General features: G+C 68.7%; 17 protein-coding genes and 2 tRNA genes. 12 read left to right on the top strand and 7 right to left on the bottom strand.

Going from position 1 to position 20,511, the window contains the following annotated elements; translation table 11 throughout:
* Window positions 1-29: 29 nt before the first annotated feature.
* The 4 genes from purC to LZK98_RS09970 all read right to left on the bottom strand — a co-directional run bounded on the left by purC (window position 30) and on the right by LZK98_RS09970 (window position 4,401).
* Window positions 30-809, bottom strand: a complete 780-nt coding sequence (purC, locus tag LZK98_RS09955) for a phosphoribosylaminoimidazolesuccinocarboxamide synthase (protein ID WP_233786390.1) — start codon at window positions 807-809, stop codon at window positions 30-32.
* A gap of 949 nt (window positions 810-1,758) precedes the next feature.
* Entirely contained in the window at window positions 1,759-2,190 is a 432-nt protein-coding gene (locus LZK98_RS09960) for a DUF2497 domain-containing protein (RefSeq protein WP_233786391.1), read from the bottom strand.
* Window positions 2,191-2,224: 34 nt separating this feature from the next.
* Entirely contained in the window at window positions 2,225-3,736 is a 1,512-nt protein-coding gene (locus LZK98_RS09965) for a TolC family outer membrane protein (protein WP_406694134.1), read from the bottom strand.
* 2 nt (window positions 3,737-3,738) lie between these two features.
* Complete coding sequence (locus LZK98_RS09970; protein WP_233786393.1) at window positions 3,739-4,401, bottom strand: protein-L-isoaspartate O-methyltransferase family protein; 663 nt, start codon at window positions 4,399-4,401, stop codon at window positions 3,739-3,741.
* 322 nt (window positions 4,402-4,723) lie between these two features.
* Here LZK98_RS09970 and LZK98_RS09975 point away from each other — a divergent pair.
* The 12 genes from LZK98_RS09975 (at window position 4,724) to LZK98_RS10030 (ending at window position 18,399) form a co-directional block, all read left to right on the top strand.
* A tRNA-Cys gene (locus LZK98_RS09975) sits at window positions 4,724-4,797 on the top strand.
* Window positions 4,764-5,303 (top strand): hypothetical protein, encoded by a 540-nt coding sequence (locus tag LZK98_RS09980; protein WP_233786394.1) that lies wholly within the window; start codon window positions 4,764-4,766, stop codon window positions 5,301-5,303. The genes LZK98_RS09975 and LZK98_RS09980 overlap by 34 nt, the downstream gene beginning before the upstream one ends.
* A gap of 29 nt (window positions 5,304-5,332) precedes the next feature.
* Window positions 5,333-5,608 (top strand): PqqD family protein, encoded by a 276-nt coding sequence (locus tag LZK98_RS09985; protein ID WP_233786396.1) that lies wholly within the window; start codon window positions 5,333-5,335, stop codon window positions 5,606-5,608.
* A 13-nt stretch (window positions 5,609-5,621) separates the two neighbouring features.
* The gene (locus LZK98_RS09990) at window positions 5,622-7,232 is read left to right on the top strand and encodes a phytoene desaturase family protein (RefSeq protein ID WP_233786397.1); all 1,611 of its coding nucleotides are present in this window, start codon (window positions 5,622-5,624) and stop codon (window positions 7,230-7,232) included.
* Between the two features lie 50 nt (window positions 7,233-7,282).
* Window positions 7,283-7,582: a hypothetical protein gene (locus LZK98_RS09995; RefSeq protein ID WP_233786398.1), complete on the top strand. Its 300-nt coding sequence runs from the start codon at window positions 7,283-7,285 to the stop codon at window positions 7,580-7,582.
* 34 nt (window positions 7,583-7,616) lie between these two features.
* Entirely contained in the window at window positions 7,617-9,044 is a 1,428-nt protein-coding gene (gene cysS, locus LZK98_RS10000) for a cysteine--tRNA ligase (protein ID WP_233786399.1), read from the top strand.
* Window positions 9,045-9,192: 148 nt separating this feature from the next.
* The gene (locus LZK98_RS10005) at window positions 9,193-10,128 is read left to right on the top strand and encodes a D-2-hydroxyacid dehydrogenase (protein WP_233786400.1); all 936 of its coding nucleotides are present in this window, start codon (window positions 9,193-9,195) and stop codon (window positions 10,126-10,128) included.
* Between the two features lie 47 nt (window positions 10,129-10,175).
* Window positions 10,176-12,971, top strand: a complete 2,796-nt coding sequence (locus tag LZK98_RS10010; protein ID WP_233786401.1) for a valine--tRNA ligase — start codon at window positions 10,176-10,178, stop codon at window positions 12,969-12,971.
* A gap of 116 nt (window positions 12,972-13,087) precedes the next feature.
* Window positions 13,088-14,530 (top strand): MATE family efflux transporter, encoded by a 1,443-nt coding sequence (locus tag LZK98_RS10015; RefSeq protein WP_233786402.1) that lies wholly within the window; start codon window positions 13,088-13,090, stop codon window positions 14,528-14,530.
* A gap of 18 nt (window positions 14,531-14,548) precedes the next feature.
* A complete protein-coding gene (gene hemB, locus LZK98_RS10020) occupies window positions 14,549-15,535 on the top strand; it encodes a porphobilinogen synthase (RefSeq protein ID WP_233786404.1) in 987 nt (328 codons plus the stop codon).
* Window positions 15,536-15,625: 90 nt separating this feature from the next.
* Complete coding sequence (locus LZK98_RS10025; RefSeq protein WP_233786405.1) at window positions 15,626-16,159, top strand: GNAT family N-acetyltransferase; 534 nt, start codon at window positions 15,626-15,628, stop codon at window positions 16,157-16,159.
* Entirely contained in the window at window positions 16,156-18,399 is a 2,244-nt protein-coding gene (locus LZK98_RS10030) for a spermidine synthase (protein ID WP_233786406.1), read from the top strand. Before LZK98_RS10025 ends, LZK98_RS10030 begins: the two co-directional genes overlap by 4 nt.
* A gap of 94 nt (window positions 18,400-18,493) precedes the next feature.
* Here the strand turns inward: LZK98_RS10030 and LZK98_RS10035 are convergent, their stop codons facing one another.
* The 3 genes from LZK98_RS10035 to LZK98_RS10045 form a co-directional block, all read right to left on the bottom strand.
* Window positions 18,494-18,982 carry a hypothetical protein gene (locus LZK98_RS10035; protein ID WP_233786407.1) on the bottom strand — a complete coding sequence of 163 codons (489 nt, stop codon included), beginning with the start codon at window positions 18,980-18,982 and terminating at the stop codon, window positions 18,494-18,496.
* Window positions 18,983-19,013: 31 nt separating this feature from the next.
* Window positions 19,014-19,090: transfer RNA gene (locus tag LZK98_RS10040), tRNA-Arg, on the bottom strand.
* 61 nt (window positions 19,091-19,151) lie between these two features.
* Complete coding sequence (locus LZK98_RS10045) at window positions 19,152-20,504, bottom strand: FAD/NAD(P)-binding protein (protein ID WP_233786408.1); 1,353 nt, start codon at window positions 20,502-20,504, stop codon at window positions 19,152-19,154.
* Window positions 20,505-20,511: the final 7 nt, after the last annotated feature.

Raw genomic sequence — 20,511 nt, forward strand, 5'->3', positions numbered from 1 at the left:
TTGCCTCCGGAACGGCGCCGAAAACGGGCTTACTTGCCGCGGCGCTTCCGGTGCGTTTCGAGGTCGAGCACCGCCGAATCGGCGCCTTCGGGCAGCAGGCCCAGCCGGCGCGCGACCTCCTGATAGGCTTCGACCTCCCCGCCGAGGTCGCGACGAAAGCGGTCCTTGTCGAGCTTCTCGTTGGTGGTCATGTCCCACAGCCGGCAATTGTCCGGGCTGATCTCGTCGGCCAGGATGATGCGGCCGTAGTCGTTGTCCCAGATCCGCCCGAACTCGAGCTTGAAGTCGACCAGGCGGATGCCGATCCCGGCGAACAGGCCCGAGAGGAAGTCGTTCACCCGGATCGCCAGGTCGGCGATGTCGTGGAGCTCGTCCTGGCTCGCCCAGCCGAAGCAGAGGATATGCTCGTCGCTGACGATCGGGTCGCCGAGCGCGTCGTCCTTCAGGCAATATTCGATGATCGTGCGGGGGAGCTGGGTGCCTTCCTCGATCCCGAGACGCTTGGACAGCGAGCCGGCGGCGACGTTGCGCACCACCACCTCGATCGGCACGATCTCGACCTGGCGGATCAGCTGCTCGCGCATGTTGAGCCGGCGGATGAAGTGCGTCGGCACGCCGATGTTGGCGAGCAGCGTGAAGATATGCTCGGAGATGCGGTTGTTGAGGACGCCCTTGCCGCTGATCGTCCCCTTCTTCTGCGCGTTGAAGGCGGTCGCGTCGTCCTTGAAGTACTGGATCAGCGTGCCCGGCTCCGGACCCTCGTACAGGATCTTGGCCTTGCCCTCGTAGATCTGGCGGCGGCGAGCCATCGGCGACGGTCCCCTTGGAAAAAGAGCAGCCCCGGCCGCACGGGACGTAACCCGGGCCGGGGCGGGAAGGGCGCGCCTATACGGTATGGGGCGCCGTCAATCAATCAGGCGTGGACGCCTGAGGCTCGACTTGCCCGTTCCGCCGCATGCGAGGGGCGGTGGCCGACCGGCAGGCGCTGGTCGCAGGGCCTGGGGCAGGCGCCGGAAAACCGTGGAAATCCGTCGAAGGTCACGAAAGTCACGGGTAGAACGACCCCGTTCCGGATGGCGTCTGCGGTATCAGGGCGCCCGGAAATGTTGACTAAATTGACTCGGGCACGTGTGTACGAACCGGTCCGCTCGGAACGCTACACGAAGGCGACAGATAGGCGACGCGGGCGCAACGACGACGCGACACCCATGCGACACCCATGCGACACCCATGCGACACCGGCGCGACGGTCGCGCGACACTGGCGCGACGCCTACGCGACGGCGACGCGGCATGAACAAGATCGACGAGATCAAAGAACGGGCCGACGCTTGCGCGGCTCGGATGCGCAGCTCGGACCGGACGAGCCAAGCAGGCGAAATCCTACATTGCAAGCGGTGGTAACGGGCTGCCGGCTATCCGGCTCGGTCGGCGGCGGAATGGGGCCGATCGACATCCAGATCGATGAGGAATGCCTGCTTTCAATCCTCCCCCGCCAGGGGGAGGTGGCACGCGGAGCGTGACGGAGGGGGAGGAAGCGAGCCGATAATGAGTCGCCTTCCTCCTCCTCCGTCGCCTTCGGCGCCACCTCCCCCTGGCGGGGGAGGATTAGGAATGTCGATCCAGTCTGGAGTCTGTCTCATTCAGATTGAAGCAGTGTCAGCGCTCCTGCGAAGGCAGGAGCCCAGGCCGCAGTGCGGCGCACATGATTCAGGGCTCCTGCCTTCGCAGGAGCACGATTCCGCTTCATTCGGACAGCCTAGAGCGAACGCCCCGAAATCCGCGCGATCTCCCGCGCGACCATCGCTTCGACGATCTCGGGCAGGTGGGTGTCGAGCCATTCGCGGAGCATCGGGCGCAGCATCTCGCGCACCAAGCCCTCCAGCGTGTCGCTGCCGGTCACCTCGGGCTTCACGATCATGCGCGACAACGTCTCGAGCGGTCCGCGAGTCGCTTCGGCAACATCGGGAGAGATGATCGGCTCCGGCTTCGCCGGTTCTTCCGTCGCCGGCGGCGTGGTCGCGCGGTCGGAGAGTTCGAGCACCTCCTCGCGCTCGGCGGCCGGCGGGGGAGGCATCGGGCGGACGGGACGGTTCTTGCGCGCGGCGGGCGCGGCCTCGCTCTCCTCGATCACGCGTTTGATCGAAGAGAGGATTTCCTCCATGCTCGGCTCGGCGCCGACGTCCCCCATCAACTGGGCCCTCTAAAACGCGAAAGCGGCGTGATTAATTGGGCGTAACTGCGGGATTCGCGGGGGTGCTGTCAACTCCGCGGCGCAGCGCGGGGTCGTCGAGCTCAGGATTGGAGCCGATCGCAGGCGTCTGCGCCGGCGTTCCGACGGTGCGGGTCGCGATCGGTTGCGGGTCGGGATCGTCGTCCCAATCGTTGATGTTGCCCTTGACGCGGTTGTAATTGGCGACCGGATCGTAGAGCGGACCGCCGTCGAGGCCGAGGTCCTTCGCCTCCGCCTGCCCCATCGCCGCGAGCAGCGCGAAGCCCGCGACATAGGCGTCGCGCCGCGCGGTCACCAGCGTCACCTGCGAGTTGAGCAGCTCCTGCTCCGCGTTGAGGATGTCGAGGATGGTACGGGTGCCGACGCTGTTCTCGGCGCGCACGCCCTCCAGCGACAGCTTGTTGGCCTGGACCGCGATCTCGCTGCTGTGGATCACCTGCTGCGCCGACTGCCAGCTCGCAAAGGCGGAGCGGGTCTGGGCGATGACACCGCGCTCGGTCTCGGTCACCTGCTCGATCGCCTGCGAACGCCGCGCCTGCGCCTGGCGGACCTGCGCCGATGGGCGGCCGCCCTGGAACAGCGGCAGGGTCATCGACAGACCTGCGGTGGCACCGACGCCGTTGCCGGGCGTACCGCTCCCGTTGGGGAGGGTGCCGAGATAGTTGTAGTAGGTGCTGCCGACGATCACGTTGACGCGCGGCAGCCGGGCCGTCTTGGCGACACTGACGTCATAGCGCGTGGCGTCGCGGGCCTTCGCCGCGGCGAGCAGCAGCGGGTTGTTGTCGAGCGCGATGCCGACCGCTCCGTCGGGATTGCTCGGCAGGTTCGGCAGCGCCGGCGGCTCCTCCAGCGCATTCGGAGGCGTGCCGACGACGCGGACATAGGTTTCGCGGCTGGCGATGAGCTGCGCCTCGGCCGAGCGCAGCTGGCCCTCCGCCACCGCGAGTCGCGCCTCGGACTGGGCGACGTCGGTGCGGGTGAGGTCGCCCACTTCGAACCGGTCGCGCGTCGCCTGAAGGTTGACCTGCAGCGCGCGGACATTCTGCTGGTTGAGCGCGACGATCGCCTCATCGCGGATCACGTCCATGTAGGAGGCGACCACGTTGGTGAAGAGATCCGCCTCCGTCCCGCGCAGGCTGGCGCGGCCGGCCTCCACACGCGTGCGGGCCGCATTCACCGAGTTGCGCACCGCGCCGAAGCTCAGGACCGGATAGCTGACGCTCGCGCTGGCGTTGAGCGCCCGCTCCGGCGCCAGGAAATTGTTCTGCGCGTTCTTCATCGTCTCGGTGAAGTCCGCCTGCGTCTGCAGCGAGGGCAGGCCGTCCGCCCGGGCGATCGGCACATTCTCGTCCTGCGCGCGCAGGTCTGCCCGCGCCGCGCTGAGCGTCGGGTTGGTGTTATAGGCGCGCACCAGCGCCTCGCGCAGCGTGTCCGCGGACGCGGGCGTCGCGAGCAGGGCCGAGATCGCCGCCCCCCCGGCGGCCGTCAGAAGAAAGCGTCGCATCGTCATCCCGGAAATTGGAACCCGCGCGGCCGGGCGAAGCCGGGCAGCAGTGCGCAATCGATGTCGGCGAAATCGGCCAGGCCATGGCCCCCTTCGGTACGAACCCCAGAGGCGAGGCGCGTCACCCCGCGGTCGACGATGCCCGTGCCGATCCGGCCGCCGGGCCGGAGCTGGTCGACAAGACTCGCCGGCAGCACCTCGACCGCGCCGTCGATCAGCAGCACGTCATAAGGCGCGCCCTCCGGGTGGCCGGCGGCGAGATCGCCCTCGACGACGGTGACGTTGCCGGTCCCCGCCAGCGCCTCGCGTGCCATTCCGACGAGCTGCGAATCGCTCTCGACCGCGACCACCTCCCGCGCCAGCCGCGCCAGCACGGCGGCGGTATAGCCGGCGGTCGCGCCGATCAGCAGCACCTTGTCCCCGGCGCCGATCCCGACCTCGGTCAGCAGTCGTCCGGTGGCGAGCGGCGGGTTCTGCTTGCGCCCGCCCGGCAGCGGCAGCGGCGTGTCGCGATAGGCGAGCGCATCATGGCCCGGCACGAACGCCTCGCGCGGGACGGCCGCCATCGCCTCGACGACACGCGCATCGCTGACGCCGCTCGTCCTGAGCTGGCTGGCGACCATGGCGTGACGGGCGGCGTCGGTGTCGGGGAAGGTCGTGGTCATCATCGTCCTCGATGTCGCACAACTGTTTTAGTCATGCAATACAGTTGTTGTCGCGAGGCTGCATATCCTGCTCGCGGAGCCCAGCCAAGCCGGTGTAAGAACTTCCTGCCCGCCTGTGGTTTCGGCGCTAGAGTTGGTTTCAGCGGAGCTGAAACGGTTACGGCACCGGCCCGCTCCCCCACCCGGCCACCCATAAGATACTGCCGTTGGGTGGCCGGGTGGGGGAGCGGGCCGGTGCCGATCCAGCGAAGCTGAAAACGACTCTATCCGGTTGACACGCCGCCCCGGGCGCGGGCATTGGCGCCGACCACCACCTGATCGGGGCCCGATGGCGGAGTGGTGACGCAGCGGACTGCAAATCCGTGCACGCCGGTTCGATTCCGGCTCGGGCCTCCATTCTCGATCGAAACGACTCCGCCGCGGGCACGGTTTGTCGCCCCGGGCTGGCTTTCTGCGCCCGAGGCGGGCAGGGGAGCGGCATGGAACTGGTAAACGCCTACGCTCGGATCATCGCGCATATCACCGAACTCTGCGGCGGCAGCGACAAGTTCGCACATACCTATATCGGGCTGGCGATCTGGCTCGCCACTTTGATCGTCATGCGCCGGCCGCTGACGGACTGGCGTGCGCTGATCCCGCTGATGCTGCTGGAAGGCGCCAACGAGGTCATGGATCGGCTCGCCGTCGGATCCTGGATGGTGCCCGAGACGCTGAAGGACATCGCCGCCACGCTGTTCTGGCCGGTGACGATCATCCTGCTCGTGCGGATCGGCGCGGTGCGGCTGGCGGCCCAAGAGGGGGCGGCCGCCGGGGATGCGGCGACGGAAAGATCGAACTCGGATGCAACTCCCGCCTTTGCCCGGACGCAACGGATTGACCGGCCACGCGCCGCCGCGAGATGATCCGGCCCGCAACAGGCGAGGAGCGGGTCATGGACGAGATGATCGCGGCACGGCGCGAGGGGCTGATCGAGGCGGAGGTCGACGGCGAGCTGCTCGGGCTGCATGTCGAGCGGGGCTATTGCTACGGCTTCAATCCCACCGCGACGCGCATCTGGGCGCTGATCGAGACGCCACAGAGCGTCACCCGGCTGTGCGAGACGTTGAGCGAGGAATTCGAGGTGGCGGCGGAGGCGGCGCGTCCGGACGTAGTGGCGCTGCTGGAGGAGTTGAAGCGCGAGGGGCTGGTCGAACTGACGCCGGCATGAGCCGGGACTGCCGATGACGCAGCGCTACGACGCGGTTGTCATCGGCGGCGGGCACAATGGGCTGGTCTGCGCCTTCTACCTCGCGCGCGCAGGACTGAAGGTCTGCGTGCTGGAGGCGCGCTCCGTCGTCGGCGGCGCGGCCGTGACCGAGGAGTTCGCCCCGGGCTTTCGCAATTCGACCGCGAGCTACACCGTCAGCCTGCTCCAGCCCAAGGTGATCCGCGATATGCGGCTCCGCGAGCATGGCTATCGGGTCGTGCTGCGCCCGCTCGCCAATTTCCTGCCGCTGCCCGACGGGCGGTCGCTGGCGATGGGTGGCGGCATGGCGTCGACTCGGGCGGAAGTCGCGAAATTCTCCTCCGCCGATGCCGAGGCGCTGCCGGCCTATCACGCCGCGCTCGACCGCATCGCCGATGTGCTGCGCGATCTTGCCCTAAGCATCCCGCCCAATGTCGGCGAAGGACTCGCGACGCTGCTCGACGCGGCGCGGCAGGGGCGGCGATTGGGGCGACTCGACGTCGAAGGACAACGCGATCTTCTCGAACTCTTCACCCGCAGCGCGCGCGAGTTCCTCGACCGCTGGTTCGAGAGCGATCCGGTGAAAGCGGTGCTCGGCTTCGATTCGGTGGTCGGCAACCATGCCGGGCCGAGCACGCCGGGATCGGCGTATGTGCTGCTCCACCATGTCTTCGGCGAGGTGAACGGGGAGAAGGGGGCCTGGGGCCACGTGATCGGCGGCATGGGCGCGGTCACCCAGGCGATGGCGGCGGCGTGCCGCGATGCGGGCGTGACGATCCGTACCGAGGCCCCGGTCGCGCGCGTGGTGACGGAACGAGGCAGGGCGACCGGCGTGCAGCTCGCGAGCGGGGAACTGATCGCGGCGCCGATCTTGGTTGCCAATATCGGGCCGAAGCCGCTCTATGAGACGCTCGTCGATCCCGTCGACCTGCCCGCCGACTTCCGCACCCGTATCGCTGCCTATCAGGTGGGCTCGGGCAGCTTCCGCATGAATGTCGCGCTGTCCGAACTGCCGCGCTTCACTGCCTGGCCGGAGCCGGGGCCGCATCTCAGCGCCGGCATCATCCTCGCGCCGTCGCTCGCCTATATGGATGTCGCTTTCGAGGAGGCGCGGAAGCGGGGATGGACGCGCCGTCCGGTGGTGGAGATGCTGATCCCCTCGACGCTCGACGACAGCCTCACCCCGCCCGGCGCGCATGTCGCGAGCCTGTTCTGTCAGGGCTTCTCGCCGACGCTCCCGGACGGCCGGAGCTGGGACGAGGAGCGCGAGGCAGCCGCCGATGCGATCCTGGACGTGGTCGAGGGCTATGCCCCCGGCTTCAAGGCATCGGTGACCGCCCGCCAGATCCATTCGCCGCTAGACCTGGAGCGCAAGTTCGGTCTCGCCGGCGGCGACATCTTCCACGGCCGCATGTCGCTCGACCAGCTCTGGGCGGCGCGGCCGGTGCTGGGGCACGGCAGCTATCGCGCGCCGATCCCCGGCCTGTGGATGTGCGGCGCGGGCACGCATCCCGGCGGCGGCGTCACCGGCGCGCCGGGACACAATGCCGCGCACGCGATCCTGCGCGATCGCTCGCTGCTCGGCCGCTGGCGCCGCCGTCGCTGAGCCGGAACGGCGGGCCCGTCGGCGCGTTCGGCGGCAGGAGGAGAGAGAGGATGACCGACATCGCCGAGACGCCGCCCGCCGTGCGCATCGCCCGCGTGATCGCCGCCGCGGCGCTGAGCCCCAATGCCGAGGGACCTCAGGGCTCCGAACGGCCGGTGTCCGACGCGGTGGACGATGCCTGGCGGCTCGAGGTCGACCGCGCCCGTGCGATCCTGCGCACCCTGCGCGAGCCGACCCGCACGATGGTTGCCGCCGGCAACGCCGCGCGCGGCGACGCCGCCGAGGTGTGGAGCGCGATGGTCCGCGCCGCGATCGAGGAGGAGGAAAGCGCCGAGGGAATCGCGCTCTAGCCTCGGCGGGCGGAGCCGCGCTAAGGCGCCGGTCATGTCCGGCACACCGCTCAGGCTCTACAACAGCCTCACCCGCTCGATCGAAGAGTTCCGCCCGATCCATCCCGGCGAGGCCCGCGTCTATTCATGCGGGCCGACGGTCTACAACTACCAGCATATCGGCAACATGCGGGCGTATATCTTCGCCGACACGCTCGGCCGCACGCTGCGCTGGAAAGGCTATGACCTGCGCCATGTCATCAACATCACCGATGTCGGCCACCTGACCTCCGACGCCGATGCCGGCGAGGACAAGATGGAGAAGGCGGCCGCCGCGCAGGCCAAGTCGATCTGGGAGGTCGCCGCGCATTATACCGAGGCGTTCAAGCGCGACGTCGCCCGGCTCAACATCACCCCGCCGATGCTGTGGTCGGTCGCGACCGATCACATTCCGGAGATGATCGACTTCGCACAGAAGATCGAAAAGAGCTGCTATCAGCTTGAATCCGGTCTCTATTTCGACGTCAGCACCGTGCCGAACTACGGCAGCCTCGCGCGCGCCGGCACCGACGAGGGCGAAAGCCGGATCGATCCGGTCGAGGGCAAGCGCCACCCGCAGGACTTCGCGATCTGGCGCACCTCGGCACCGGACGAGCATCGGCAGATGGAATGGGATTCGCCCTGGGGACGGGGCGCACCGGGTTGGCACCTCGAATGCTCGGTGATGAGCCTCAAACATCTCGGGCATCCGTTCGATATCCATACCGGCGGGATCGATCATCGCGAAATCCACCATCCCAATGAGATTGCGCAGAACCAGGCTCATTGCGCGTGCCCGAATCCAGGCGCAAATATCTGGATGCACAACAATTTCCTCGTGGATCGCGGTGGCAAGATGTCGAAGTCGGCGGGCGGCTTCCTCACCCTGCAGACCCTGATCGACGCGGGCGTGCATCCGCTCGCCTATCGCCTGATGTGCCTCCAGGCGCATTACCGCAGTGAACTGGAGTTCACCTGGGACAATCTGTCCGCGGCGCTGACGCGGCTGAAGCGGCTTGTACAGGGGATCGAGAAGCTGGCCGCGCGGTTCGACGCCGAGCCGCGCGGGTCGCTGGACGTCGTCGAGGTGCGCGAGGTCGAGGAAGCGATGAGCGACGATCTCAACACCGCGCGTGCGCTGGTGCTGCTCGAGAGCGTGGTGGCCGGAAAGGGCCACGCCGGCGATCGCTTCACTGCCGTGCGCAAGATCGACCGCGTGCTCGGGCTCAGGCTCGCCACCCTCCACCGCACCGAACTGCGCGTGCGTCCCGCCGATGCCGTGATCGACGAGGCGACGATCGAAGCCCAGCTCGCCGAGCGCAAGGAAGCGCGCGCTGCCAAGGACTTCGCCCGGTCTGACGCGATTCGGGATGAGCTGACGGCGGCCGGTGTCGAGGTGATGGACGGCGATCCGCTGGGGTGGGATTGGAAGCTCGCCCTCTAAGCTCCTCCCCGGCACGGGGAGAGGGACCAGCCGCAGGCTGGTGGAGGGGGAGCGCGGCAGACGACTCGCTCGCGGTGAGCCCCCTCCACCACCGCCTTCGGCGGCGGTCCCCCTCCCCGTGCCGGGGAGGATTTGGTAGGCCGTCTCTATGAAAGCCGTCCTCCCCGCGCTCGCCCGCCCGCTGCTGGAACCGCGCCTGCCGGGCGGCCTCGATGTCGCCTGGTTCGCCTCCCGCGAAGACGCGCGGGAGATGATCGTCGACGCCGATATCGCCTGGGTCGACATGCAGCGTTCAGCCGATACCGCCGAGGCGGTCGCGACCGGCGGCCAGCTCAAGTGGGTCAACACCATCTACGCCGGCGTCGACCCGTTCGATCTCGCCAGGCTGAAGGCCAACGGCACGATCCTCACCAACGGCGTCGGCATCAACGCGATCGCGGTCGCCGAATATGCGGTGATGGGCGTGCTCGCCGCCGCCAAGCGTTTCGACGAGGTGGTGCGCATGTCCGACCGCCGCGAGTGGTCGACCGACGCGCCGGGCAAGGTCGAGCTCGACGGGACCGCCGCGCTGATCGTCGGCTACGGCACGATCGGCCGGCTGATCGGTGAGCGGCTCGCGGCGTTCGGGGGCACGGTCACCGGCGTCACCCGCTCGGGCCACGACGGCACGCTCACTCCCGGCGAGTGGAAACCACGCCTCGGCGAGTTCGACTGGGTAATCCTCGCCGCGCCTTCGACCGGAGAGACCCACGCGCTGCTCGGCGCCGACGAGCTCCGTACGATGAAGCCGTCGGCCTGGCTCATCAACGTCGCTCGCGGCGACATGGTCGATCAGGACGCGCTGACCGAGGCGCTGGAGAAGCGCCGCATCGCCGGCGCCTTCCTCGACACCGTCACGCCGGAGCCGTTGCCGTCCGACCATCCGCTCTGGTCCGCGCCCAACGCGATCCTGACCATGCATCTGTCCGGCCGCAGCCAGACGAAGATGTTCCTCCGCGCCGCCGAGCTGTTCCTCGACAATCTCTCCGCCTTCCTCGACGGACGGCCGATGCGCAACGTCGTCGATCTCGACCGCGGCTATTGAGCGCCGCCCCGGTTGTATCGCCGCACGGGGCGGCTATGGACGGCCGCATGACCGACCTGCCGAAGACCTTCGACCCCGCCGAGATCGAATCGCGCTGGTACCAGCATTGGGAGACCAACGGGCTGTTCCGACCTGACCGCCCCGGCGCCGAGCCCTGGACGATCGTCAACCCGCCGCCCAACGTCACCGGCAGCCTCCACATCGGCCATGCGCTCGACAACACGCTGCAGGACATCCTCGTCCGCCACGCCCGCCTCACCGGCAAGGACGCGCTGTGGGTGGTCGGCACCGATCATGCCGGCATCGCGACGCAGATGGTGGTCGAGCGGCAGATGGCCCTCCACCAGCAGAAGCGCACCGACTTCACCCGCGAGGAGTTCGTCGCCAAGGTCTGGGAGTGGAAGGCCGAGAGCGGCGGCGAGATCACCCGCCAGCTCCGCCGGCTCGGCTGCTCGATGGACTGGGCCAACGAGCGCTTCACCATGGACGAGGGCTTCTCCAAGGTGGTCCTCAAGGTGTTCGTCGACCTCTACCGGCAGGGCCTGCTCTACCGCGACAAGCGGCTGGTGAACTGGGATCCCGGCCTTGGCACCGCGATCAGCGATCTCGAGGTCGAGACGCGCGAGGTCAACGGCAGCTTCTGGCACCTGCGCTATCCGCTGGAGGACGGCAGCGGCTTCATCTCGGTCGCGACCACGCGGCCGGAGACGATGCTCGCCGACATGGCGGTGGCGGTGAACCCCGAGGACGAGCGCTACAAGGCGCTGGTCGGCAGGAAGGTGCGGCTGCCGATCACCGGCCGCCTGGTCCCGATCGTCGCCGACGAGCATGCCGATCCGGAGCTCGGCTCGGGTGCGGTCAAGATCACGCCAGGACACGACTTCAACGACTTCGAGGTCGGCAAGCGAGCCGGCATCGAGCCGCGCGACATGCTCAACATGCTCGATGCCAAGGGTCAGGTCGCCCAGACCGCCGACGGGCTGATCCCCGCCGACCTGGTCGGCCTCGACCGCTTCGAGGCGCGCGACCGCATCGTCAAGCTGCTGGAGGGCGAGGGGGCGCTCGAACGCGTCGAGGATCGCGTGATCCAGACGCCCTACGGCGACCGCTCGGGCGTGGTGATCGAGCCGTGGCTGACCGACCAATGGTACGTCGACGCCGCGACGCTCGCCAAGCCCGCAATCGCGGCGGTGCGATCGGGCGCGATCGAGATCGTACCGAAGAGCTGGGAGAAGACCTTCTTCAACTGGATGGAGAACATCCAGCCCTGGTGCGTGTCGCGGCAGCTGTGGTGGGGGCACCGGATTCCGGCGTGGTTCGCCGAGGACGGCACCGTGTTCGTTGCCGAAACCGAGGAGGAGGCGGCGTTGGCCGCGGCCAATCATGGTCGGGCCTCGGAGCTGGGCCCGGACCTTACCGGCGCTTCGGTCCTGATCGTCGAGAATGAGCAGGCGGCACGCGAGTTGCGGGAGACAAATCCCGACGCGGTGGCGATTTGGCGCGATCCCGACGTCCTCGACACCTGGTTCTCCTCTGCGCTGTGGCCGTTCGCGACGATGGGCTGGCCGGAGGATGCGGACCCGAAGCTTCATGGCCGCTATCCCAACGACGTCCTCATTTCCGGCTTCGACATCCTGTTCTTCTGGGATGCGCGGATGATGATGCAGGGCCTGCACTTCATGGGCGACGTACCGTTCCGCAAGCTCTACCTGCACGGGCTGGTCCGCGCCGCGGACGGCGCCAAGATGTCCAAATCCAAGGGCAATACCGTCGACCCGCTCGGCCTGATCGACAAATACGGCGCCGACGCGCTGCGCTTCTTCATGGCGGCGATGGAGAGCCAGGGCCGCGACATCAAGATGGATGAGAAGCGGGTCGAGGGCTATCGCAACTTCGCGACCAAGCTGTGGAATGCGGCGCGCTTCTGCCAGGCCAACGGCATCGGCGCCTCGCAACACCTGGAGCCGCCCGCGGCGAGCCTTGCCGTCAACCGCTGGATCGTGGGCGAGACGGTCCGGACGGTGCAGGCGGTCGATCTCGCGCTCGCGGATCTGCGGTTCGATGGCGCGGCGGACGCGATCTATCATTTCGTGTGGAGCCGCTTCTGCGACTGGTATCTCGAGCTGATCAAGCCGGTGCTGCAGGGCGGCGAGCCGGGCAGCTTCTCCGGCGACGAGATGCGCGAGGCGCTCGGCGCCCAGGGCCCGGCGGCGGAGACGCGCGCGGTCGCCGGCTGGGTGCTCGACCAGATCCTGGTGCTGCTCCACCCGTTCATGCCCTTCATCACCGAAGAGCTGTGGTCCAAGATGGGCGAGCGCAGCTATGAGCTGATCGTCGCCAAATGGCCGATGGCGGATGCCCGTGCGCTCGATCCGGAAGCGGGCCGGGAGATCGACTGGCTGATCCGGCTGGTGAGCGAAGTCCGTGCCGCCCGCACCGAACTCAACGTGCCGCCGGGCGCGCGCCTGCCGCTGCATGTCCGAGACGCCGCTCCGGCAACGCAGGCGCGCCTCGCCAATCAGACGGCCGCCATCGCCCGCCTCGCGCGGGTCGATCAGATGGATGGCGAGGTGCCGGCCGGTGGCGCGCTCCAGATCGTGGTGGATGAAGCGACTTTCGTGATCCCGCTCGAAGGCGTCATCGACCTCGATGCCGAGCGCGCTCGCCTCGCCAAGGCGATCGCGGCGGCGGAGAAGGAGCGCGACGGCCTGGCCGGGCGCCTCGGCAACCCGAGCTTCGTCGAGCGCGCCAAGCCCGAGGCGGTGGAGAAGGCCCGTGCCGACCACGCCGAGAAGGCGGCCGAGGCAGAGCGCCTGACGGCTGCGCTGGCACGCCTCGGGTGAAACTCCGCCCCAACCGTCACCCCGGCCTTGTGCCGGGGTCCACCTATCCGCGAGCGCAGACTTCGCGGCTCCGTGGATGCCGGAACAAGTCCGGCATGACGGGTAGGAAGTAAGCCATGGCGCGCCCCACCCACGACCTCACCCAAGGCCCGATCGGCCGCACATTGCTCATGTTCGCGCTGCCGACGCTCGGCTCGAACATCCTCCAGTCGCTCAACGGCTCGATCAACTCGATCTGGGTCGGGCGCTTCCTGGGTGAGGGCGCGCTGGCGGCGACGTCCAACGCCAACATCATCATGTTCCTGACGTTCGGCGCGGTGTTCGGTTTCGGCATGGCAGCGACCATCCTGATCGGCCAGTCGATCGGCCGCCGCGATGTCGAGGCGGCGCGGCGGGCGTTCGGGTCGGCGGTAGGAATGGTGGTCGGCGGCGCGATCCTGATCTCCGCGCTCGGCTGGATCTTCGCGCCGGAGATCCTCCACCTGCTCGCCACGCCCGGCGAGGCGCAGGCGCTGGCGCGCGACTATCTGCGCGTGATCTTCCTCGGCCTGCCGCTGTCGATGCTCGGCGTGCTGATCCAGATGAGCCTGCGCGGCACCGGCGATGCGATCACGCCTTTGTGGTTCATGGTGCTGAGCGTGATCATCGACAGCTCGATGAACCCGGTGCTGATCCGCGGCCTCGGCCCCTTTCCGGAGATGGGCATCGCCGGATCGGCGACGGCGACGCTGCTGGCGAACGCCGTCTCCGCGCTCGGCCTGATCGCCTATGTCTATATCCGCGACCTGCCGATCCGCCTGCGCGGGCACGAGCTGCGCTACCTGATTCCCGAACGCGCGCTGGTCCGCACCATCGTCGCCAAGGGGCTGCCGATCGGCGCGCAGATGCTGGTGATGTCGACCGCCGGTCTCACCATGGTCGGCCTGGTCAACCGGCTCGGCGTCGACACCGCGGCTGCCTATGCCGTCTCGCAGCAGCTGTGGACCTATATCCAGATGCCGGCGATGGCGATCGGCGCGGCGGTGAGCGCGATGGCAGCGCAGAACATCGGCGCCGGCCGCTGGGATCGGGTGGGGGAGATCACCCGCTCCGGCATCGTCATGAATACGGTCATCACGCTGGCGGTGATCGTCCTGATCATCCTGTTCGACCGGCCGGTGATGGCGCTGTTCGTCGGCGGCGACAGCCCGGCGATCCCGATCGCACGCCACATCCAGCTGATCGCGAGCTGGACCTTCGTCCTGTTCGGCGCGACCATGGTGTTGTTCTCGACCGTCCGCGCCAATGGCGCGACGATCCCTCCGCTCATCATCCTGTTCGTCGCGCTCTATCCGGTGCGGATCGGCATCGCGCTGGGCGCCAAGCCGCTGATCGGCACGGATGCCCTTTGGTGGGCCTTCCCGATCGGCTCGGCGGTGTCGCTGGCGCTGGCGATCGCCTATTACCGCTACGGCAAGTGGCGCACGCAGCTGCTGGTGGTGCCGCCCGACCCCGAGGAAACGGCGGAGCACGCCCACGCCGCCACCGAACCCGCCGGACGATTGCAACCGACCGGCTGAAGGCTCATGTGGAACGCCATGTCCGTCTACCCCGCTCTCCGCCTTCGCCGTACCCGCGCCTCCGCCTGGAGCCGCCGTCTCCATGCCGAGACGGTGCTGACTCCCGCCGACCTCATCTGGCCGCTGTTCGTCACCGAAGGCGCCGACGAGGAGCCGATCGCCAGCCTGCCCGGCGTCTCGCGCTGGTCGGTCGCCAGGCTGGTCGAGCGGGCGAAGGAGGCGCGCGACCTCGGCATCCCATGCCTCGCGCTGTTCCCCAACACGCCCGCGCATCTGAGGACCGACAAGGGCGAGGAGGCATTCAACCCCGACAACCTGATGTGCCGCGCGATCCGTGCGCTCAAGGACGCGGTGCCGGAGGTCGGCGTGCTGACCGACGTCGCGCTCGATCCCTACACCAGCCACGGCCACGATGGCCTGCTCGACGATGCCGGCTACGTCCTCAACGACGCCACCGCCGAGGTGCTGGTCCGCCAGGCACTGGTCCAGGCGGAGGCGGGCGCCGACATCATCGCGCCGTCGGACATGATGGACGGCCGTGTCGGCCTGATCCGCCAGGCGCTGGAGGGCGGGGGCCACGTCAACGTCCAGATCATGTCCTACGCCGCCAAATACGCCAGCGGCTTCTACGGCCCGTTCCGCGACGCGGTCGGCTCGCGCGGGCTCTTGAAGGGCGACAAGAAGACCTACCAGATGGACCCGGCCAATGCCGAGGAGGCGATCCGCGAGGTCGCGCTCGACCTCGACGAGGGCGCCGACAGCGTGATGGTGAAGCCGGGGCTGCCCTATCTCGACATCATCGCGCGGGTGAAGGCCGAGTTCGGCGTGCCGGTGTTCGCCTATCAGGTCTCGGGCGAATACGCGATGATCGAGGCCGCCGTCGCCGCCGGGGCAGGGGAGCGCGACGCGCTCGTGCTGGAGACGCTGATGGCGTTCAAGCGCGCCGGCTGTTCGGGCGTGCTCACCTACCACGCGCCGCATGCCGCTCGGCTGCTCAATGATTGAGCTGCATTTCATCTGTTCCCCGGCGAAGGCCGGGGCCCAGGATCGAACCGCTCGCAACTGGGCCCCGGCCTTCGCCGGGGAACAATTGTCTTGATCGAGACAGACCGCCTCCTGCTCCGCCGCTGGGAGCCGCGCGACCATGCGCCGTTCCTGGCGATGGGCAACGATCCCGAGGTGATGCGCTACCTCGGCCCGCCGTTGACCGCCGCCGATGTCGAGGCGGCGATCGCGCGGCACAACGGATATTTTGATCGCGTCGGCTATTGCTTCTGGGCGATGGAGCGCCGCGCCGACGGCGCCTTCCTCGGCTTCTGCGGCATCAAGCCAGGCCCCGACGGCACCCCGATCGCCGGCAGGCCGGAAATCGGGTGGCGGCTGCGGCGCGATGCCTGGGGGCAGGGCTATGCGCGCGAGGCGGCGGAGGCGAGCCTCTATTGGGGCTGGGCGAGCGGCGGTTTCGACCATATCCTCGCGATCACCGTGCCCGCCAATGTGCGGAGCTGGGGCCTGATGGAGCGGCTGGGGATGCAACGCGTGGCGGACGGCGATTTCGATCATCCAGCGGTGCCCGACGGCAGCCCGCTCAAGCGCCACATCACCTATTCGATCGCCCGGCCGGCGTGAGCGATACGATCGCAAGCGGGGCGGCTGCCGCAGGACGTGGCCCCCGCGCGCTGTTTGTCGCGACGATCCTGGTCGGCTCGTTCCTGCTGTTCCTCGTCCAGCCGATGGTCGCCCGCATGGCGCTGCCGAGGCTCGGCGGCGCGCCGGCCGTGTGGAACTCGGCGATGCTGGTCTATCAGGCGCTGCTGCTCGGCGGCTATGCCTATGCGCATTGGTTGGGACGCCTCAGGCTCCGCACCGGCGCCATCGTCCACCTGGGCCTGCTCGCGCTCGCCGCGCTATGGCTGCCGATCGGCCTGTTCGCCTTCGCGATGCCCGCCGATGCCGAGCCCGCGCTATGGGTGCCCTGGCTGCTCGGTGCCTCGATCGGCCCCTTGTTCCTGGCCGTCTCTGCCCAGGCGCCGCTGATGCAGCGCTGGTATGCCACCGCCGAGCCGGGCCGCGACCCCTATGCGCTCTACGCCGCGTCCAACGTCGGCAGCTTCGGTGGCCTCATCGCCTATCCGCTCCTCGTCGAGCCGATGCTGGCCCTGCGCGAGCAGAGCCTGATCTGGAGCGCCGGCTATGCGCTGCTGTTCGTCCTCGTCGCCGCCTGTGCGCTGCTGTTGCCGCGCCGGAGTGGGGAAGGGGAAGCGCATCACGCCTTCACCAGCACACCGCCGGACGCACGCCGGGTCGTGATGTGGATAGCGCTCGCTTTCGTGCCGTCGGGGCTGATGCTCGCGACCTCGACCTTCATCACCACCGATATCGTCGCGGTGCCGCTGCTCTGGGTGCTGCCGCTCGGCCTCTATCTCCTCAGCTTCACCGTCGCCTTCGCCGTCAGGCGTACGCTCGCCGACGTGATCACCCGCTTCGCCCCGATCACCATCCTGATGTTCGGCGGCGTGATGATCGGGGGCGCGCAGCAATATCCCTATCTCAACACGCTGATGGCACTGGTGCTGCTGTTCATGGCTTCCGTGGCGCTGCACAGCCGCCTCTATGCGTTGCGGCCGGCACCAGACCGGCTCACCGGCTTCTATCTGGCGATGGCGGTGGGAGGGGCGCTCGGCGGCGTCTTCGCGGGCCTGCTCGCGCCGGTGATGTTCGACTGGACCTATGAATATCCGCTGTTGATCCTTGCCGCGGGGATGCTCGCGCCGCAGCAGTTCCTGCTGCCGGTGTTCGGCTGGCTGTGGAATACCGACCGGCGCGGCCTGACGATCCGCACGATCGCGGTCGCCGTACTCGTCGCGGTGCTGGTGGGGCTCGGTCTCACCGATCCAGGGCACATCTTCGGCGGGATGGGCGAGAACATCATGTTCCTGGCTCTCGCCGCGCTCGGCCTGTTCGTGATCGGGATGCGCATTCCCTATGTCGTCGTGCTGTTCGGCGCGATCTTCCTCTACGGCGGCTATCGCGCGATCCTGACGACGCTCGAGGGCGACGCGCGCACGCGCAGCTACTTCGGCGTCTATACCGTCCGCGATTATCCCGAGTGGCGTACGCTCGCGCACGGCACGACGCTCCACGGCATCGAGCTCACCGGCTCATCCGAGCGTGAGCGCTGGCCGACCAGCTACTATATCCCCGGCTCGGGCGTCGGACAGGCGATGCAGGCGGCGCCGGTGCTCTATGGGCCGAATGCGCGGATCGGCGTAGTCGGGCTCGGCACAGGCACGCTCGCTTGTTACGCACAGCCCGGCCAGCAATGGCGCTTCTTCGAGATCGACCCGACTGTCGTCCGCATCGCGCGCGGCCACTTCCGCTTCCTCGCCAATTGTTTGCCGCACCCGACGATCGAGATCGGCGATGCGCGCATGCGGCTTGCCGAGCAGCCGCCCGGCAGCCTCGACCTGCTCGCGCTGGATGCCTTCTCGTCGGACGCGATCCCGATGCACCTGATGACCGAGGAGGCCTTCGCCACCTATGGCCGGGTCCTCAGCCCCAAGGGGTTGCTGCTCGTCCACATCTCGAACCGTTTCCTCGATCTCGAGCCCGTGGTCGCGGCGGCCGGGGCGAGCGGCCATTGGTTCGCGGCGCGGCTCAACTATCATCCCGATCCGAGCGAGGGCGAGCAGGCCACCATCTCCGACTGGATCGCGCTCACCCGCGACCCCACGACGCTGGCGCGCCTGCTGGAGCAGGGCGGCCAATGGGAACCGGTACGGCCGCGCAAGAGCTTCCGGCCATGGACGGATGATTATGCGACGATCCTGCCGCTGCTGCGCGGTTTCCGCACGGCGGGGGCGGATTAAGCCAGACCGTCATCCCGGCGAAAGCCGGGATCTCCATCGGCAGGCGAACGGTTTGCGGCATGAGATCCCGGCTTCCGCCGGGATGACGGGTGGTTTACCGCTCCAGCAACGCCGACAGCCGCGCCGCCACCTCGTTCTCGCGCTCAGCCTCAGCACTGGCCTTGGCCAGCGCCGCATCGAGCGCGGGATAAGCGGGCGCACCACCTTCGGCATGGGCGATCGCCAGCGCCTCGAGGTCCGCGACGGCGGCTTCGGTCGTTCCCCGCGCAGTACCTAACTCGCTGACCGCTGTCTGCGCATCGAGCCAAGCGTCGCTCCCCGCCGGCGCCTTGGCGGCACGATTGGCAAGCGTCCCGGCGCGGCGCTCTACCTCGGTGAAAGCCTCCACCGCCGCGTCTATCGCCTTGACGCGCTCGGCGATCTTGCCGTCGAGCGCTGGATCGGGCGCGATCGGCACCGGCACGACTTCGGGCTCGGCATTGCTGCGGCTCTCGATCGGGCGCGGCTGCAGTGACGGCCCCTGATTGGTGAGGCCGCTGCATCCGGAGACGAGAAGAAGAAACAGGGGAGCGAGACGGCGCATCGGGCGGCCTCCCGCTCGACCCTGGAGAAAATGGCGCGCCCGGAACGATTCGAACGTCCGACCCTCAGATTCGTAGTCTGATGCTCTATCCAGCTGAGCTACGGGCGCCTGGGAAGCGGCCAGATAGAGGGGTCGTTGCCGGAGCGCAACCCCAAACCGGCCAAAGACATCACAAACCTTCACCGCCCACCCAATGCGCGTTGGACAGGCGGCGTGCCAGCGCCCAGGTCTGGGTGCGGATATCGGGCACCGCGACGATCTCCCAGAAGGCGCCGCGCGTCATCGGCCCCAGCGCATGGAGCCATTCGCTCGGCTGTCCGTCCGCGCCGATCACCGCGGCGGTCGCGTCGACGTCGATGCCGAGCTTTGCCGCGTCGGGCCGGATCAGCCCGCGCTGGAGCAGCTTGCGCAGCAGCGGCTCCCCAGTGCGGGTGAGGTCGCCCTGCGGCCCGATCGCATTGACGATGCGGCGGACGTGCAGCACCTCCTGCCGGTCGCCGCCGCGCGGGCGCCAGGTGACGTCGACGCCGCCCTCGCTCGCGGCGAAGGCGCTCGGTTTGCCGGCATGGACGGTGAGCTGTCCTCGCGCGATCATCGCCTGGAGACGGGCATGGACTTCGGGCGCGAGCCGATGGCGATGGACGTCCCACCAGGGCCTCAGGTGCCGCAGGAACCGTCCGCGCTCCTCGACGCTGGCATTGGCCCACATGTCCTGGGTGAAGGGCCTGAGCTCGTCGACCGCGTTGCGCCAGCCGATCGCCTCGCCCCGCGCGCGCACCTCGTGCAGCAGCGCGGAGGCGGCGAGCTTGGGCCGCTCGTCGATCCGCTTCCAGCTGGCGCCCGGCCCCTCGTGCGGCCGCGGCAGCAGCCCGCGGCGCGAGATGGCGACGATCTTCCCCTCGAAGCCGTTCGCCTCCAGCAGCAGCGCGACGTCGACCATGGTCAGGCCGGTGCCGACGATCAGCACCGTATCGTCCTTGGTGAGCCCGCCCGGCACGCGCGGGTCCCATGGATCGCCGATATAGCGGTTGCCCGGCAGCGCGTCGGGATCGAGCCCTGGCGGATGGTGCGGCGGCAGGTTGCCGACCGCGAGCACCGCGGCATGGGCCTCGATCCGCCGGCCGTCGGCCATCACCGCCGTCGCGCGGCCGTTGTGGCGCAGGTCGGTGACGTCGCCATGGATGATGGTGAGCCGGTCGGGCGCGGCGGCTCGGGCGGCGGCGAGCTGCTCGCTCAAATATTCGCCGTAGGTGACGCGCGAGATGAAGGCGGTCTCGGGATTCTCCACGCCGCGCCCCGCGAGCCAGCGCACGAAATGTTGGGGATCGTCGGGCAGCGCGCTCATGTTACCGGCGCGTACGTTCAGCACATGGCTGGGATGGGCGGCGCCATAGGCCAATCCCTTGCCCGCGCTCGGCCCCCGCTCGATCAGCGTCGCGCGCGGCCCGTCATGGCGCAACAGGTTGATCGCCTGCAGCGAGCCGGAAAAGCCCGCGCCGATGATGACGACATGCTCGATCACTGGGTGG

Origin of the sequence: Sphingomonas cannabina (assembly GCF_021391395.1) — a bacterium.
Classification (GTDB): Bacteria; Pseudomonadota; Alphaproteobacteria; order Sphingomonadales; family Sphingomonadaceae; genus Sphingomonas; species Sphingomonas cannabina.

Bases quoted from the DNA above. Each gene is read 5' to 3' on its own strand.
- purC (WP_233786390.1), bottom strand. From the start codon at position 809: ATGGCTCGCCGCCGCCAGATCTACGAGGGCAAGGCCAAGATCCTGTAC.
- LZK98_RS09960 (WP_233786391.1), bottom strand. From the start codon at position 2,190: ATGGGGGACGTCGGCGCCGAGCCGAGCATGGAGGAAATCCTCTCTTCG.
- LZK98_RS09965 (WP_406694134.1), bottom strand. From the start codon at position 3,736: ATGCGACGCTTTCTTCTGACGGCCGCCGGGGGGGCGGCGATCTCGGCC.
- LZK98_RS09970 (WP_233786393.1), bottom strand. From the start codon at position 4,401: ATGACCACGACCTTCCCCGACACCGACGCCGCCCGTCACGCCATGGTC.
- LZK98_RS09985 (WP_233786396.1), top strand. From the start codon at position 5,333: ATGGACGAGATGATCGCGGCACGGCGCGAGGGGCTGATCGAGGCGGAG.
- LZK98_RS09990 (WP_233786397.1), top strand. From the start codon at position 5,622: ATGACGCAGCGCTACGACGCGGTTGTCATCGGCGGCGGGCACAATGGG.
- LZK98_RS09995 (WP_233786398.1), top strand. From the start codon at position 7,283: ATGACCGACATCGCCGAGACGCCGCCCGCCGTGCGCATCGCCCGCGTG.
- cysS (WP_233786399.1), top strand. From the start codon at position 7,617: ATGTCCGGCACACCGCTCAGGCTCTACAACAGCCTCACCCGCTCGATC.
- LZK98_RS10005 (WP_233786400.1), top strand. From the start codon at position 9,193: ATGAAAGCCGTCCTCCCCGCGCTCGCCCGCCCGCTGCTGGAACCGCGC.
- LZK98_RS10010 (WP_233786401.1), top strand. From the start codon at position 10,176: ATGACCGACCTGCCGAAGACCTTCGACCCCGCCGAGATCGAATCGCGC.
- LZK98_RS10015 (WP_233786402.1), top strand. From the start codon at position 13,088: ATGGCGCGCCCCACCCACGACCTCACCCAAGGCCCGATCGGCCGCACA.
- hemB (WP_233786404.1), top strand. From the start codon at position 14,549: ATGTCCGTCTACCCCGCTCTCCGCCTTCGCCGTACCCGCGCCTCCGCC.
- LZK98_RS10035 (WP_233786407.1), bottom strand. From the start codon at position 18,982: ATGCGCCGTCTCGCTCCCCTGTTTCTTCTTCTCGTCTCCGGATGCAGC.